This window comes from Cellulosimicrobium sp. XJ-DQ-B-000, assembly GCF_031119065.1.
GTDB lineage: Bacteria > Actinomycetota > Actinomycetes > Actinomycetales > Cellulomonadaceae > Cellulosimicrobium > Cellulosimicrobium funkei.
The window spans coordinates 1-13954 of sequence record NZ_JAVHYN010000009.1 but is presented as its reverse complement, the minus strand read 5'-3'; the positions used below and the strand labels follow the sequence as shown (position 1 = coordinate 13954).

The 13954-nt window shown below is 74.5% G+C and carries 14 protein-coding genes; 11 read left to right on the top strand and 3 right to left on the bottom strand.

Annotated features, from left to right (window positions below):
* Positions 1 to 46 precede the first annotated feature (46 nt).
* Positions 47 to 940 carry a tRNA pseudouridine(38-40) synthase TruA gene (gene truA / locus RDI86_RS12705; protein ID WP_308821560.1) on the top strand — a complete coding sequence of 298 codons (894 nt, stop codon included), beginning with the start codon at positions 47 to 49 and terminating at the stop codon, positions 938 to 940.
* A 25-nt stretch (positions 941 to 965) separates the two neighbouring features.
* Here the strand turns inward: truA and RDI86_RS12700 are convergent, their stop codons facing one another.
* The gene (locus RDI86_RS12700) at positions 966 to 1367 is read right to left on the bottom strand and encodes a DUF5709 domain-containing protein (protein ID WP_043652004.1); all 402 of its coding nucleotides are present in this window, start codon (positions 1365 to 1367) and stop codon (positions 966 to 968) included.
* A gap of 142 nt (positions 1368 to 1509) precedes the next feature.
* Between RDI86_RS12700 and RDI86_RS12695 the strand changes: the two genes are divergently transcribed.
* The 8 genes from RDI86_RS12695 (at position 1510) to RDI86_RS12660 (ending at position 9381) form a co-directional block, all read left to right on the top strand.
* Positions 1510 to 2127 carry a DUF937 domain-containing protein gene (locus RDI86_RS12695; RefSeq protein WP_076405084.1) on the top strand — a complete coding sequence of 206 codons (618 nt, stop codon included), beginning with the start codon at positions 1510 to 1512 and terminating at the stop codon, positions 2125 to 2127.
* A gap of 183 nt (positions 2128 to 2310) precedes the next feature.
* A complete protein-coding gene (locus RDI86_RS12690) occupies positions 2311 to 4005 on the top strand; it encodes an ATP-binding cassette domain-containing protein (RefSeq protein WP_308821530.1) in 1695 nt (564 codons plus the stop codon).
* 20 nt (positions 4006 to 4025) lie between these two features.
* On the top strand, positions 4026 to 4946 hold the full coding sequence (locus RDI86_RS12685) for a rhodanese-related sulfurtransferase (protein WP_308821529.1): 921 nt from the start codon (positions 4026 to 4028) through the stop codon (positions 4944 to 4946).
* A 170-nt stretch (positions 4947 to 5116) separates the two neighbouring features.
* The gene (gene rplM, locus RDI86_RS12680; protein WP_021479847.1) at positions 5117 to 5560 is read left to right on the top strand and encodes a 50S ribosomal protein L13; all 444 of its coding nucleotides are present in this window, start codon (positions 5117 to 5119) and stop codon (positions 5558 to 5560) included.
* Positions 5561 to 5605: 45 nt separating this feature from the next.
* Positions 5606 to 6094: a 30S ribosomal protein S9 gene (rpsI, locus tag RDI86_RS12675; protein ID WP_021479846.1), complete on the top strand. Its 489-nt coding sequence runs from the start codon at positions 5606 to 5608 to the stop codon at positions 6092 to 6094.
* 149 nt (positions 6095 to 6243) lie between these two features.
* On the top strand, positions 6244 to 7605 hold the full coding sequence (gene glmM / locus RDI86_RS12670; RefSeq protein ID WP_043658749.1) for a phosphoglucosamine mutase: 1362 nt from the start codon (positions 6244 to 6246) through the stop codon (positions 7603 to 7605).
* Positions 7606 to 7646: 41 nt separating this feature from the next.
* Entirely contained in the window at positions 7647 to 8246 is a 600-nt protein-coding gene (locus tag RDI86_RS12665; RefSeq protein ID WP_061268670.1) for a peptide deformylase, read from the top strand.
* A gap of 265 nt (positions 8247 to 8511) precedes the next feature.
* Positions 8512 to 9381: a DedA family protein gene (locus RDI86_RS12660; RefSeq protein ID WP_082774672.1), complete on the top strand. Its 870-nt coding sequence runs from the start codon at positions 8512 to 8514 to the stop codon at positions 9379 to 9381.
* 26 nt (positions 9382 to 9407) lie between these two features.
* Here the strand turns inward: RDI86_RS12660 and coaA are convergent, their stop codons facing one another.
* The gene (gene coaA, locus RDI86_RS12655; protein WP_044144243.1) at positions 9408 to 10397 is read right to left on the bottom strand and encodes a type I pantothenate kinase; all 990 of its coding nucleotides are present in this window, start codon (positions 10395 to 10397) and stop codon (positions 9408 to 9410) included.
* Between the two features lie 94 nt (positions 10398 to 10491).
* Complete coding sequence (locus RDI86_RS12650; RefSeq protein ID WP_083711874.1) at positions 10492 to 11388, bottom strand: DUF72 domain-containing protein; 897 nt, start codon at positions 11386 to 11388, stop codon at positions 10492 to 10494.
* Between the two features lie 190 nt (positions 11389 to 11578).
* Here RDI86_RS12650 and glmS point away from each other — a divergent pair, with 190 nt between their 5' ends.
* Together glmS and RDI86_RS12640 are read left to right on the top strand one after the other, a co-directional pair.
* Positions 11579 to 13456 carry a glutamine--fructose-6-phosphate transaminase (isomerizing) gene (gene glmS, locus RDI86_RS12645; protein WP_061268657.1) on the top strand — a complete coding sequence of 626 codons (1878 nt, stop codon included), beginning with the start codon at positions 11579 to 11581 and terminating at the stop codon, positions 13454 to 13456.
* 125 nt (positions 13457 to 13581) lie between these two features.
* Entirely contained in the window at positions 13582 to 13932 is a 351-nt protein-coding gene (locus RDI86_RS12640; RefSeq protein ID WP_021482029.1) for a holo-ACP synthase, read from the top strand.
* Positions 13933 to 13954 lie beyond the last annotated feature (22 nt).

Genomic DNA, 13954 nt, shown 5'->3' with positions numbered 1-13954 from the left:
CGTCCCGCCCCCCGCCCTCCCGGACCCCGACGCCCCGCGACCCGACGTGCCGGACGACGTCGTGCGCGTGCGCCTGGACCTCGCCTACCAGGGGACGGCGTTCGCCGGGTGGGCCCGGCAGCCGACGCTGCGCACCGTGCAGGGCACGCTCGAGGACGGGCTCGCGACGATCCTGCGCGGCGCGGCGCCGCGGCTCACGGTGGCGGGGCGCACGGACGCGGGCGTGCACGCGCGGGGGCAGGTCGCGCACGTCGACCTCACGCGGGCGCAGTGGGAGGCGCTGCCCGGCCGGTCCGACCGCGCGCCGGGGGACGCGCTCGTCGCGCGGCTGGGGGGCGTGCTGCCGGGGGACGTCGTCGTGCACCGTGCCGCGCCGGCCCCGACCGGGTTCGACGCCCGATTCTCCGCGCTGCACCGCGCGTACACCTACCGCGTCGCGGACGACCCGGCGCAGCGGGACCCGCTGCGCCGGGAGTGGGTGCTGTGGAACCGGCGACCGCTCGACGTCGCGGCGATGGACGCCGCCGTGCGGCCCCTGCTCGGGGTGCGGGACTTCGCGGCCTTCTGCAAGCCGCGACCCGGCGCGACGACCATCCGGGAGCTGCAGCACCTGTCGTGGTCGCGCCCGGCGGACGGGCCCGACGCGGGGCTCGTGGTCGCGCACGTCCGCGCGGACGCGTTCTGCCACAACATGGTGCGCGCGCTCGTCGGCGCGTCGCTCGCGGTCGGAGAGGGGCGCCGCGACATCGGGTGGCCCGCGGAGCTCCTCGCGAGCCGGCGCCGGGACGCGGGGGCGGGCGTCGTGCCGGCGCACGGGCTCGTGCTCGAGGAGGTCACCTACCCGCCCGACGCGGAGCTCGCGGCGCGTGCCGACCGCATCCGCGCCGTGCGGAACGAGGAGGACGTCTGGGAGGACGCGCCGCCCCGCGAGCCGGCCTGAGCCGGACGCGGGCGGGCGCTCGCCCTCAGGGCTCCTCGACGACGTGGACGGCGGCCTCCTCGGCGCCCGCGGCGCCCCCGGAGATCCCCTCGTCGTCGGCGTACGTGTCGTTCTGGCGCCCGTCGAGGGCGTCGGGGTCCGCGACGAGGCGGCCCGCGCGGGTCTCGTCGGGCCGCTCGGCCGGGTCGCGCTCCCACTCCTCCGGCTCCTCCTCGGCCAGGCGCTGGTCGAGCGTCTCGCCGTGCACCTCTTCCCACGGCGTCTCGCCGAAGTGGTTCGAGCGGGGGCGCTCGGGCGGGGAGTAGCCCTCGTCGAGCACGTCGTCCACGCCGCGGTCGAGGAGCGTCTCCTCGGGCTGGAGCTGGTCGGTGTCGCCCTCGGCGCCCGTCTCCGGGTCGGGGCTCGTGGCGGTGGTGTCTTCGCTCATGCGTCCCACCCTGGCACCTCACGGGGACGGACGCAGCCCCGGACGCGAGTGCCTGCGAGGGCGCCCGGCCGGGACTACGGTGGGGCCGCACCGCGCCCCGGTGCGCACCCGCTGGAGCACCCCTGAACCGGAGGACGACCCCATGGCCGGCATCGACGACATCCTGTCCACCGTCCCGCTCGACCAGCTCGCCGGTCGGCTCGGCGTCGACGAGGCGACGGCGCAGCGCGCGGTGGGCGCGGCGCTGCCCGCGCTGCTGGGCGGGCTGCGCGCCAACGCGCAGGACCCGGCGGGCGCGGCGTCGCTCGGTGAGGCCCTCGCGCAGCACGACCCGGCGCTCGTGGAGGGCGGCGTCGACCTCGACGACGTCGACACCGACGACGGCCGCAAGATCGTCGGGCACGTGTTCGGGCAGAACGAGCAGGCTGTCGTCGCGCAGCTCGCCCGGTCGACGGGCACCGGCAAGGACCTGCTCGCGAAGGTGCTGCCCGCGCTCGCGCCGATCGCGCTGGCCTTCCTCGCGAAGCAGCTCGGCGGCGCCGGGTCGTCGGGCGGCGTCCCGACCGGCACCTCAGGCGGCACGGCGGGCGGTACCGCGGCGGGGAAGGGCGCGGGCGAGCGGCCGGGCGCCTCGCAGACCGGCGGGGGCGGCCTGGGCGACGTCCTCGGCGGGCTCCTGGGCGGCGGGTCGGGCGCCGGCGGCGGTCTCGGCGACCTCCTGGGCGGGCTGGGCGGCCTCCTCGGCGGCGGCCGGCGCTGAGCCGTCCCGCCATCCCGCCATCCCGGCGTCCCGCCACTCGCCATCCCGCCACCCGGCGTCCCGCGTCTCGGCGCCCGCCGGCCGTGGTGCCGGGCGGCGGGTGGCGTCGGCCCGGCCGAAGTGCCGGACGCCGGGGTCCGCAAAGCGCGTGACCGCGCGGCCGACGTCGGGGACCATGACGGGGTGGGACACCTCGACCTCAGCGACGTCACGTATCACCTGCCCGACGGGCGCACCCTGCTCGACGGCGTCGACCTGCGGGTCGCGGACGGCGCGCGCGTCGCGCTCGTGGGGCCCAACGGCGTCGGGAAGTCGACGCTGCTGCGCATCGTCACCGGTGAGGTCGCCCCGCACGGCGGTGCCGTCGTGCGCAGCGGCGGGCTCGGGGTGATGCGCCAGGACGTCGGCCGCATCGACGACGACCGCACGGTGCGCGACCTTCTCGTCGGGCTCGCGCCGACCGCCGTCCGCGAGGCGGCGCTCGAGCTCGCGGCTGCCGAGCACGACATCATGACGGTCGACGACGAGCCCGCCCAGCTCCGCTACGCCCAGGCCCTCGTGGACTGGGCGGACGTGGGCGGCTACGACGCCGAGGCCGGCTGGGACGAGGTGACCGACGAGGTGCTGTCGGTCCCGTTCGAGAAGGCGCAGTGGCGCGACGTGCGGTCGCTGTCCGGGGGCGAGCAGAAGCGGCTCGCGCTCACGGCCCTGCTGCGTGGGCCCGAGGAGGTCCTGCTGCTCGACGAGCCGGACAACCACCTCGACGTGCCGACGAAGCGCTGGCTCGAGGAGCGGCTCGTCGCGTCGTCCAAGACGGTCCTCTTCGTGTCCCACGACCGCGAGCTGCTGTCGCGCACCGCGACCCAGGTCGCGACGCTCGAGCCGACGCCGGGCGGCGGCACGATGTGGGTGCACGGCGGCGGCTTCGCGACGTACGCCCAGGCCCGTGCGGACCGGCGCGACCGGCTCGCCGAGCTCGCGCGCCGCTGGGACGAGGAGCACGCCAAGCTCCAGGAGCTCGTGCGGACGCTCAAGACGAAGGCCGCGTTCAACGACGGCCTCGCGAGCCGGTACCAGGCCGCGCGCACGCGCCTGCGCAAGTTCGAGGAGGCGGGGCGTCCCGAGGTCGTCGCGCGCGACCAGAACGTGACCGTGCGGCTCACGGGCGGGCGGACGGCCAAGCGCGCGGTGACGTGCGAGCGGCTCGAGCTCACGGGGCTCATGAAGCCGTTCGACGTCGAGGTGTTCTTCGGCGAGCGCGTCGCGGTGCTCGGCTCGAACGGCTCGGGCAAGTCCCACTTCCTGCGCCTCCTCGCCGCGGGCGGGAGCGACCCCGAGCCGGGCACCGTGCCCGACGACGTGGCCGGCAGCCCGGCGGCGCCCGCTCCCGTGGCGCACACGGGCCGGGCCGTGCTCGGGTCGCGGGTGCGGCCGGGGTGGTTCGCGCAGAACCACGACCACCCGGAGCTGCGGGGGCGCACGCTGCTGGAGATCCTCCACCGCGGCGAGGGGCACCGGGCGGGCATGGGGCGCGAGGGCGCGAGCCGGGCGCTCGACCGGTACGAGCTCGTGGGCCAGGCCGAGCAGCGCTTCGAGACGCTCTCGGGCGGCCAGCAGGCGCGCTTCCAGATCCTGCTCCTCGAGCTCGACGGCGCGACGCTGCTCCTGCTCGACGAGCCGACCGACAACCTCGACCTGCACTCGGCGGAGGCGCTCGAGGCGGGGCTCGCGGCCTTCCAGGGCACCGTGCTCGCGGTGACGCACGACCGGTGGTTCGCGCGCGGCTTCGACCGGTTCCTCGTGTTCCGCGAGGACGGCGAGGTCGTCGAGGCACCGGAGCCGGTCTGGGACGTCGAGCGCGTCCGTCGGGCGCGCTAGCCCTCCCTATCCTGGTGGGCATGGCCGTCCACAAGATCGTGCTCTTCTACGCCTTCACGCCGCTTCCGGACCCGCGTGCCGTGCAGCTCTGGCAGAAGGCGCTGGGGGAGCGGTGGCACCTCACGGGTCGCGTGATCGTGTCGGAGCACGGGATCAACGCGACCCTCGGCGGGACGGTCGAGGACCTCAAGCAGTACGTGAAGACGACGCGCCGGTACCCGGGCTTCGAGGGCGTCGACGTCAAGTGGTCCGACGGCACGGGCCGCGACTTCCCGCGCCTGTCCGTCAAGGTGCGCCCCGAGCTCGTCGCGTTCGGCGTGCCGGACGAGGTCCGGGTCGACGAGCACGGCGTCGTCGGCGGCGGGGAGCGGCTGAGCCCGCAGGCCCTGCACGACCTCGTCGAGGAGCGCGGCGACGACGTCGTGATGCTCGACGGCCGCAACGCGTTCGAGGCGGCCATCGGCCGCTTCCGCGGGGCCGTCGTGCCCGACGTCGCGACCACGCGGGACTTCGTCGCCGAGATCGACTCCGGCCGCTACGACGACCTCAAGGGGCGGCCCGTCGTCACGTACTGCACGGGGGGCGTGCGGTGCGAGGTGCTGTCTGCCCTGCTGCGCGCCCGCGGGTTCGAGGAGGTGTACCAGCTCGACGGCGGCGTCGTGCGCTACGGCGAGGTGTTCGGCTCGCAGGGGCTGTGGGAGGGGTCGCTCTACGTGTTCGACGAGCGCATGCACGTCGAGCTCGGCCCGGGGTCGACGCCGCTCGGCGCGTGCACGGCGTGCGGGGCGCCGACGGCGAAGTACGAGAACTGCGCCGACCCGAGCTGCCGGACCCTGCGCCTGTACTGCCCCGGCTGCGTCCACGAGGCCCGCTCGACGCGCTGCGAGACGTGCGTCCGGGAGCGCCCGGCCGCTTTGACCGGCGGCCTGCCTCGCGGGTAGTCTGGTGAGTCGTTGTGCTCATCTCACGACACCCGTGTCGCTAGCGCGCCCACTCGCTGCCGGCCAAGGAGCGGGTGTCGACCGAGCCCGCCGCGCAACGACCTGCCCTCTCGGCCGCACGCTTCAGCGGTCGAAGAAGACATCCTGAGACAGAAACGAAGGCTACGACCGTGCGTACGTACACCCCGAAGCCCGGCGACGTCCAGCGCGACTGGTACGTCATCGACGCGACCGACGTCGTCCTGGGCCGCCTGGCCACCCACGTGGCCACCCTGCTGCGCGGCAAGCACAAGCCGACCTTCGCTCCGCACGTCGACGGCGGTGACTTCGTCATCGTCATCAACGCCGGCAAGGTCGCCCTGAGCGGCAACAAGCGCGAGCAGAAGATGGCCTACAACCACTCCGGTTACCCGGGTGGTCTGCGTGCCGTCGCCTACGGCGACCTGCTCGACAAGCACCCCGAGCGTGCCGTCGAGAAGGCCGTCCGGGGCATGCTCCCCAAGACGACCCTCGGTCGCGCCCAGTTCGGCAAGCTGAAGGTCTACGCGGGTGCCGAGCACCCGCACGCCGCTCAGCAGCCGAAGCCGTTCGAGATCACCCAGGTCGCGCAGTAATCGCCGCCCAGGCGTAGCGCACAGAGAGACGCGAGGACACCACCCGTGGCCGAGACCACCGTCGACACCGACACCCTGGGCGACGAGACGCCCAGCACCTACACCTCCGAGTCCGCCGCCCCCACGGGCCGCGGCCAGAGCATCACCGCCCCCGGCCAGGCCCTGGGCCGCCGCAAGGAGGCCGTGGCGCGCGTGCGCCTCGTCCCCGGCACCGGCACCTGGAAGGTCAACGGGCGCACGCTCGAGGACTACTTCCCGAACAAGGTCCACCAGCAGCTCGTCAACTCCCCGCTGAAGCTGGTCGACGTCGAGGGTCGCTTCGACGTCGTCGCCCGCATCACGGGCGGCGGCTCCTCGGGCCAGGCCGGCGCGCTGCGCCTGGCGATCGCGCGCGCGCTCAACGCGATCGACGCCGAGCACAACCGCCCCGCGCTGAAGAAGGCCGGCTTCCTCACTCGCGACGCCCGCGTCGTCGAGCGCAAGAAGGCCGGTCTCAAGAAGGCCCGCAAGGCACCGCAGTACTCCAAGCGCTGATCCTGCGCTGTGCGCTCGTCGGCCCCGGTGGACCTCGTCCACCGGGGCCGACGGCGTTTGTGAGGAGCGGTGACCAAGACCCGTCGACGGCGGGCAGCGGCTGACGGTCGTACGGTCGGCGTACGGCCGGTACGAGGGGAAGGACTTCCATGGGACGGCTTTTCGGCACCGACGGGGTGCGCGGTCTCGCGAACGGCAACGTGACGGCGGAGCTCGCGCTGGACCTCGGCGTCGCCGCGGCCCGCGTGCTCGCGAGCGGTCAGGAGGAGGGGCACCGCCCGCGCGCGGTCGTCGGGCGCGACACGCGCGTGTCCGGGGAGTTCCTCGGCGCCGCGCTCATCGCGGGGCTCGCGAGCGCGGGCGTCGACGTGAAGGACGTCGGTGTCCTGCCGACCCCGGCCGTCGCCTACCTGACGAGCACCATGGACGTCGACTTCGGCGTCGTCATCTCGGCGTCGCACAACCCCATGCAGGACAACGGGATCAAGTTCCTCGCGCGCGGCGGCGTGAAGCTCGACGACGCGGTCGAGGACCGCATCGAGAGCCTCCTGGGCCAGGAGTGGGAGCGCCCGACGCACGGCGTCGTCGGCCGCATCTCCCCGGACTCGGGCCGCGCGGGCGGCGCGTACGTCGAGCACCTCATGTCGAGCATCGGCGCCGACGAGGACCACAAGCCGCTGGCCGGCCTGCGGATCGCGGTCGACTGCGCGAACGGCGCGGCGAGCGACGTCGGGCCCGCGGCGCTCCGTGCGGCCGGGGCGGACGTCGTCGTCATCAACGCGAGCCCCGACGGCCGCAACATCAACGCGGCGTGCGGCTCGAACCACCCGGAGCAGCTCCAGGCCGTCGTCGTCGCGTCCGAGGCCGACTTCGGCGTCGCGTTCGACGGCGACGCGGACCGCTGCATCGCGGTCGACCACGGGGGCACCGTCGTCGACGGCGACCAGATCATGGGCGTCCTCGCCCTCGCGCTCAAGGACGAGGGCGCGCTCCCGCACGACACGCTCGTCGTGACGGTCATGAGCAACCTCGGGCTCCTCCTCGCGATGCGCGCGGCGGGGATCAGCACCGTCCAGACGGCGGTCGGCGACCGGTACGTGCTCGAGGAGATGCGCGCCCACGGCTACGGCCTGGGCGGCGAGCAGTCAGGCCACATCGTCATGTCGCGCTACGCGACGACGGGCGACGGCGTGCTCACGGCCCTCCAGCTCGCGGCGCGGGTGCGCGCGACCGGCCAGAAGCTCGCGGACCTCGCGGGCGTCGTGCAGCGGCTCCCGCAGACCCTGCTCAACGTCCCGGGCGTGGACAAGGCGCGCGCGTCGACCGACGAGGCGCTGCTGGCCGCGGTCGCCGGTGCGGAGCGCTCGCTCGGCGAGACGGGGCGGGTGCTCCTGCGGCCGTCGGGCACCGAGCCGCTCGTCCGGGTCATGGTCGAGGCGGCGACGCAGCAGCAGGCCGACGCGGTCGCCGGGCAGCTCGCGGGCGTCGTGCGCGAGCGGCTCGCCCTGTGAGCGCGTCGGGACGGCCGACGGGACGCGAGGCGGGCACGAGCGTGAGGCAGGGGGTCGACGAGGCGCTGCGCGAGCACGTGCTCGCGCTCCTCGCCGCCTACCCCGACGGCGTCCTGCCGATCGTGCAGGCCGGCCACCCCGTGCTGCGCACGCCGGCCGTGCCGTACGCGGGCCAGCTCGGCGACGCGCTGCCGAGCTTCCTCGACGCGATGCGCGCGACCATGCGCGCGGCGCCCGGAGTGGGGCTCGCCGCGCCGCAGGTCGGCCTCGGCCTCGCGGTGGCCGTGGTCGAGGACCCGGGTGCCCCGGACGTCGACGACGACCGGGAGCGAAGCCCCCTGGAGTACCGGGTGCTCGTGAACCCGCGCTACGAGGTCGTCGGCGAGGAGACCCGCACGTTCTTCGAGGGCTGCCTCTCCGTGCACGGCTGGCAGGCCGAGCGGACGCGCGCCCACGCCGTCCGGCTCACGGGCCAGGACGAGGCCGGCGAGCCGTTCGACGACGTGCTGACCGGGTGGCCCGCGCGCATCGTCCAGCACGAGACGGACCACCTGCGGGGCGAGCTCTACCTCGACGCCGCCGACCTGCGCACGCTGTCCTCGACCCTCGGGGTCGCGCGGCTCCCGGGCGCCGGGAACTAGCCCACCGGGCGTCCGCGGCCCCTGGTCCTCACGACGTACGGGCCCGCCGCGGGAAGTCGTCCGCCGGGATGACGACCCTGCCGCGGCGGGCACGGCAGAATCGTCACGGGCGCGGCGCCGTCGCGCCCGGGGTCCTCAGGGGTGAACCGGGGGTCTCCCTGATGGTCGTCGTCCTCGCGCTCCGTAGGCTTGTCCTGGTGCAGGACGACCGACCTGCCGCCACCGCCCGCCTGGCCTCCCCGCCAGCAGACGAACGAGGACGCCGTTGCCGGACGCCGTGTCGACCTTCCTGGAGAATCTCGAGCACTGGATTCTCGCCCTCGCGGCGTCCGCGTGGATCTATCCCGCCCTGTTCGGCTTCGCGACGATCGACGGGTTCTTCCCGCCGGTCCCCAGCGAGTCGGTCGTCATCACGCTCGCGGTCTCCGCGCACGCGACCGGCGAGCCGAACCTCGTCCTCGTGCTCCTCGTCGCGGCCCTGGGTGCCTGGACCGGGGACCAGATCGCGTTCGCGATCGGTCGCGCCGTCGGCACGGAGCGTCTGCGCATCCTGCGCACGCCCCGCGGGCGGCGCGCCGTGGGGTGGGCCGAGCGCGCCCTCGCGCACCGCGGGGCGTCGTTCATCCTCGCGGCGCGCTACATCCCCGTGGGCCGCGTCGCGGTGAACATGACGGCCGGCGCCGTCGGGTACCCGCGGCGTCGGTTCATGGCGTTCTCCGGCATCGCGGCGGTGACGTGGGCCGTCTACTCGGTGCTCATCGGGCTCGTCGCCGCCCGCTGGCTGGGCCACGAGCCGCTGCTCGCGATGGTCGTGGGCATCGTGCTGGGCGTCGGGAGCGGGTTCGTCATCGACCGCGTGCTCATGATGCGCGCGCGCCAGCGCGGCGAGCTGCCGCCGACGGCGCGGGTGCCTGTCGGAGAGGATGCGACCGACCCGGCCGGGGCCGCGCCGACGACCGGCGGGACGCCGGCCGCGACCGCGCCCGGCGGGGGCGCGACGGCCGGCGGGAACCCCGCGACCGGGCCGGTGACCGGCGCGCCCGCGCCCCGTCCGCGCGCGGCGGACGCCTCCGGGACGGTGCCGCCCGGGTCGTCGGGGGCGACGTCGTCGGGCACGCCGCCCCGCGCGACCTGACCCTGCCCTGTGCTGAGCGTGCCGCCTCAGAGCTTGCGCAGGCGGACGCGCTGGACCGAGTGGTCCGAGCCCTTCGTGAGGACGAGGGTCGCGCGGCCGCGCGTCGGCAGGATGTTCTGCTCGAGGTTCGGCGCGTTGATCGCGTCCCAGATCGACTTCGCCCGCTCCACCGCCTGCTCGTCCGTGAGATCGGCGTAGCGGCGGAAGTACGACTCGGGGCGCGCGAACGCGGTGCGGCGCAGCGCGAGGAACCGGTCGACGTACCACTGGCGGATGTTGCGCGTGCGGGCGTCGACGTAGATCGAGAAGTCGAAGAAGTCCGACACGGCGACGGTCGACTCGTCGTGCGCGCTCGGGCGCGCCGGCTGGAGCACGTTGAGGCCCTCGACGACGAGGACGTCGGGCTTGCGGACGACGGCCTCGGCGCCCGGCACGATGTCGTACGTGAGGTGGTCGTAGACGGGGGCCCGCACCTCGGCGTGGCCGGCCTTGACCTTGGACAGGAACCGGATGAGCGCGCGACGGTCGTAGGACTCGGGGAAGCCCTTGCGGTCCATGAGGCCCCGGCGCGCGAGCTCCGCGTTGGGGTAGAGGAAGCCGTCGGTCGTGATGAGCTCGACGCGCGGCGTCTCCGGCCAGCGGGCCAGCATCTCGCGCAGCACGCGCGCCGTCGTCGACTTCCCGACGGCCACGGAGCCGGCCACGCCGATGACGTACGGCGTGTTGCCGGTCTCCTCGCGCAGGAACGTCGACGTCGCCTCGTGCAGGCCGGACGTCGCAGTGACGTAGAGGTTGAGCAGGCGCGAGAGCGGCCGGTACACGGCGTCGACCTCGGCGAGGTCGATCGGGTCACCGAGGCCGCGCAGGCGCGCGACGTCGTCGTCGGTCAGCGGCAGCGGCGTCGACTCCGACAGCCGGCTCCACACGGCCCGGTCGAGATCGACGTACGGCGAGGACGACGGCGCGGCCAGGTGGGCCCGCAGGAGGTCGGACGGGTCGTCGGCGGGGGAGGACACCCGCCCGATTCTGCCGGATGCGCGCCCGTGCCGGTGCACGGGGCGGCTTCGCGCCCCGACGACGGCACCGCGGGGCCGCCCTCCCCGGGTCGCCTCAGCGGGCGTCGTCGGCCCCGCGCGCGGCCCGACGGCGGCGCGGCGCCGGCTCGACGGCGTGCCCCGGGCCGGGGAGCGCGAGGTCGGGCAGGCGGGCCATGAGGGCGAGCGCGTCGGCCGGGGCGTGGGCGTCCACGTCGTTGTCGAAGTAGACCTCGATGTCGTGGCCCGCGGCGTGCCAGGCGCGCACGCGCTCGGCCCACGCGTCGAGCACGTGCGGCCGGTAGCCGCTGCGGTAGAGCTCCTGGTCCCCGTGCAGGCGCACATACACGAGCGGGCTCGTGACCGCCTCGACGAGCGGCCACCGGCCCGCGCCGTCCGACACGGCGAACGCCACCCCGTGCCGGCGCAGGAGGTCGAGCGCTTCCGGCGTGGCGAACGACGCGTGCCGCGGCTCGAGCGCGTGCACGATCGGGCGGTCCGCGTCCGCCTCCGTCCAGGCGGGCGCGCGCAGGCGGTCGTCGTGCTCCTGCGCGAGCCGCGCCGCCTCGCCGGTGGTGCGCGGCAGGAGCGTGAGGAACGCGTCGAGCAGCTCGTGGTCGAAGGCGGTGCGCGCGGGGAGCTGCCACAGGACGGGCCCGAGCCTGCTGCCGAGCGCGAGGACGCCGCTCGCGACGAAGTTGGCGACCGGCGTCCGCACGTCCCGCAGCCGCTTCATGTGGGTGACGAAGCGCGGTCCCTTGACCGCGAACGTGAAGCCCTCGGGCGTCTGGTCGCGCCACGCGACGAACGACGACGGCCGCTGCAACGAGTAGAACGACCCGTTGAGCTCGACGGCGGGGAAGAGCGAGGCGACGTGCTCGAGCTCGCGGCGCTGGGGGAGCCCCGCGGGGTAGAACGGTCCGCGCCAGTCCGCGTACCGCCACCCCGAGAGACCGATCCGGACGGTGGGCACGAGCACCAGCCTCGCGGTGCCGCGCGTCCCACGCCCGGCGAACGCGTCACGGACCGGGACGCGACGAGGCCCCGGGCTCGGGGAACGGTCCGTGCGCCGCGCGGGCCTCGATTAGGCAGCGGACCTCACGAAGAACCGCGGGATCGCGCGGCCCCGAAGGGGCGCGGGTCCGTGGCTAGACTCGATCACCATGTGCGGAATCGTGGGCTACGTGGGCCCTGGAACCATGGTCGGAGAGGCCTCGGGGCGACCCCTCGACGTCGCTCTCGAAGGACTCGGACGGCTCGAGTACCGCGGCTACGACTCGGCCGGGGTCGCGCTCGTCGCGCCCGGCGTCGACGCCGTCGCGTTCGCGAAGAAGTCCGGCAAGCTCGCGAACCTCGTGCAGGAGATCGAGACGCACCCGCTGCCCGCGGCGACCGCGTCGATCGGCCACACGCGGTGGGCGACGCACGGCGGTCCCACGGACACCAACGCGCACCCCCACCTCGCGGACGACGACCGCCTCGCCGTGATCCACAACGGCATCGTCGAGAACTTCGCGACCCTCAAGGCCGAGCTGCTCGCCGAGGGCGTGACGTTCCGGTCCGAGACCGACACCGAGGTCGCGGCGCAGCTCCTCGCGCGGGCGTACCGCGACACCAAGGACCTCACGCTCGCGATGGGGCAGGTGGCGCGGCGGCTCGAGGGCACCTTCACGCTCCTCGCCGTGCACGCCGACGCCCCGGACACGGTCGTGGGCGCGCGGCACGACTCGCCGCTCGTCGTCGGGCTGGGGGAGGGCGAGAACTTCCTCGGCTCCGACGTCGCGGCGTTCATCTCCCACACCAAGGAGGCGCTCGAGCTCGGGCAGGACCAGATCGTCACGATCACGCCGACGTCGGTCGAGGTGACCGACTTCGACGGCAACCCGGCCGAGGCGAAGCGCTACACGGTCGACTGGGACGCGGCCGCCGCGGAGAAGGGCGGCTTCTCGTCCTTCATGGACAAGGAGATCCACGACCAGCCGCACGCCGTCGCCGACACGCTGCTCGGCCGCACGGACCCGTCGGGCAAGCTCGTGCTCGACGACCTGCGCATCGACGAGGCCGTGCTGCGCTCGGTCGACAAGATCATCGTCGTCGCGTGCGGCACGGCGGCCTACTCGGGCCACGTCGCGAAGTACGCGATCGAGCACTGGTGCCGCATCCCGGTCGAGGTCGAGCTCGCGCACGAGTTCCGCTACCGCGACCCGATCGTCGACGAGAAGACGCTCGTCGTCGCCGTGACCCAGTCCGGCGAGACCATGGACACGCTCATGGCCGTGCGCCACGCGCGCGAGCAGGGTGCGAAGGTCATCTCGATCGTCAACACGCACGGCTCGACGATCCCGCGCGAGTCCGACGCCGTGCTCTACACGCACGCCGGCCCGGAGATCGCGGTCGCCTCGACGAAGGCGTTCCTGTCGCAGATCACCGCCGCGTACCTCCTGGGCCTCTACCTCGCGCAGCTGCGCGGGAACAAGTTCCCCGACGAGATCGCGGCGATCCTCGAGGACCTGCGCGAGATGCCGCGCAAGATCCAGACCGTCATCGAGCGCGGCGAGTACGTGCGCGCGACCGCGCGGTCGATGAAGGACGCCTCGTCCGTGCTGTTCCTCGGGCGCCACGTCGGGTTCCCCGTCGCGCTCGAGGGCGCGCTCAAGCTCAAGGAGCTCGCGTACATCCACGCGGAGGGCTTCGCGGCCGGCGAGCTCAAGCACGGGCCGATCGCGCTGATCGACGAGGGCCAGCCGGTGTTCGTCGTCGTGCCGTCGCCGAAGGGCCGCGAGGGCCTGCACTCCAAGGTCATCTCGAACATCCAGGAGATCCGGGCGCGCGGCGCACGCACGCTCGTCATCGCCGAGGACGGGGACGACGCCGTGCGTCCCTACGCGGACGAGATCTTCTGGATCCCCGAGTCCCCGACGCTGCTCTCGCCGCTGCTGGCCGTCGTGCCGCTGCAGATCTTCGCGATGGCGCTCGCGACGGCGAAGGGCCTCGACGTCGACCAGCCGCGCAACCTCGCGAAGTCGGTCACGGTCGAGTAGCCCTCCCGGCCCCGCCCCCGCCCACGCGCCGACCAGGTGGTCCTGGTTCGTCCGGTCTCCCGGACGAACCAGGACCACCTGCTCGTGGAGGCGGGGAGGCCTGGTCACCACCGTAGGGTGGACGCATGATCAAGGGCGTGGGGATCGACGTCGTGGACGTCGCGCGGTTCATGGAGACCCTGGAGCGCACGCCCCGGCTCCGCGAGAAGCTGTTCACCGAGGCCGAGCGTGACCTGCCTCCCGCGTCGCTCGCCGCGCGGTTCGCGGCGAAGGAAGCCATCGCCAAGGCGCTGGGTGCCCCCGCGGGCATGCGCTGGCACGACGCGACGGTGCACCGCGTCGTCGGCGGCCCGCCGGAGGTCGAGATCACCGGCACGGTCGCGGCACGTGCGGACGCGCTCGGCATCACGGCCTGGCACCTGAGCATCTCGCACGACGCCGGCATCGCCTCGGCGATGGTCGTCGCGGAAGGCTGACCCCCGCCCCCACCACCCGCCC

Bases quoted from the DNA above. Each gene is read 5' to 3' on its own strand.
- RDI86_RS12700 (WP_043652004.1), bottom strand. From the start codon at position 1,367: ATGAGCGAAGACACCACCGCCACGAGCCCCGACCCGGAGACGGGCGCC.
- RDI86_RS12695 (WP_076405084.1), top strand. From the start codon at position 1,510: ATGGCCGGCATCGACGACATCCTGTCCACCGTCCCGCTCGACCAGCTC.
- RDI86_RS12685 (WP_308821529.1), top strand. From the start codon at position 4,026: ATGGCCGTCCACAAGATCGTGCTCTTCTACGCCTTCACGCCGCTTCCG.
- glmM (WP_043658749.1), top strand. From the start codon at position 6,244: ATGGGACGGCTTTTCGGCACCGACGGGGTGCGCGGTCTCGCGAACGGC.
- glmS (WP_061268657.1), top strand. From the start codon at position 11,579: ATGTGCGGAATCGTGGGCTACGTGGGCCCTGGAACCATGGTCGGAGAG.
- RDI86_RS12640 (WP_021482029.1), top strand. From the start codon at position 13,582: ATGATCAAGGGCGTGGGGATCGACGTCGTGGACGTCGCGCGGTTCATG.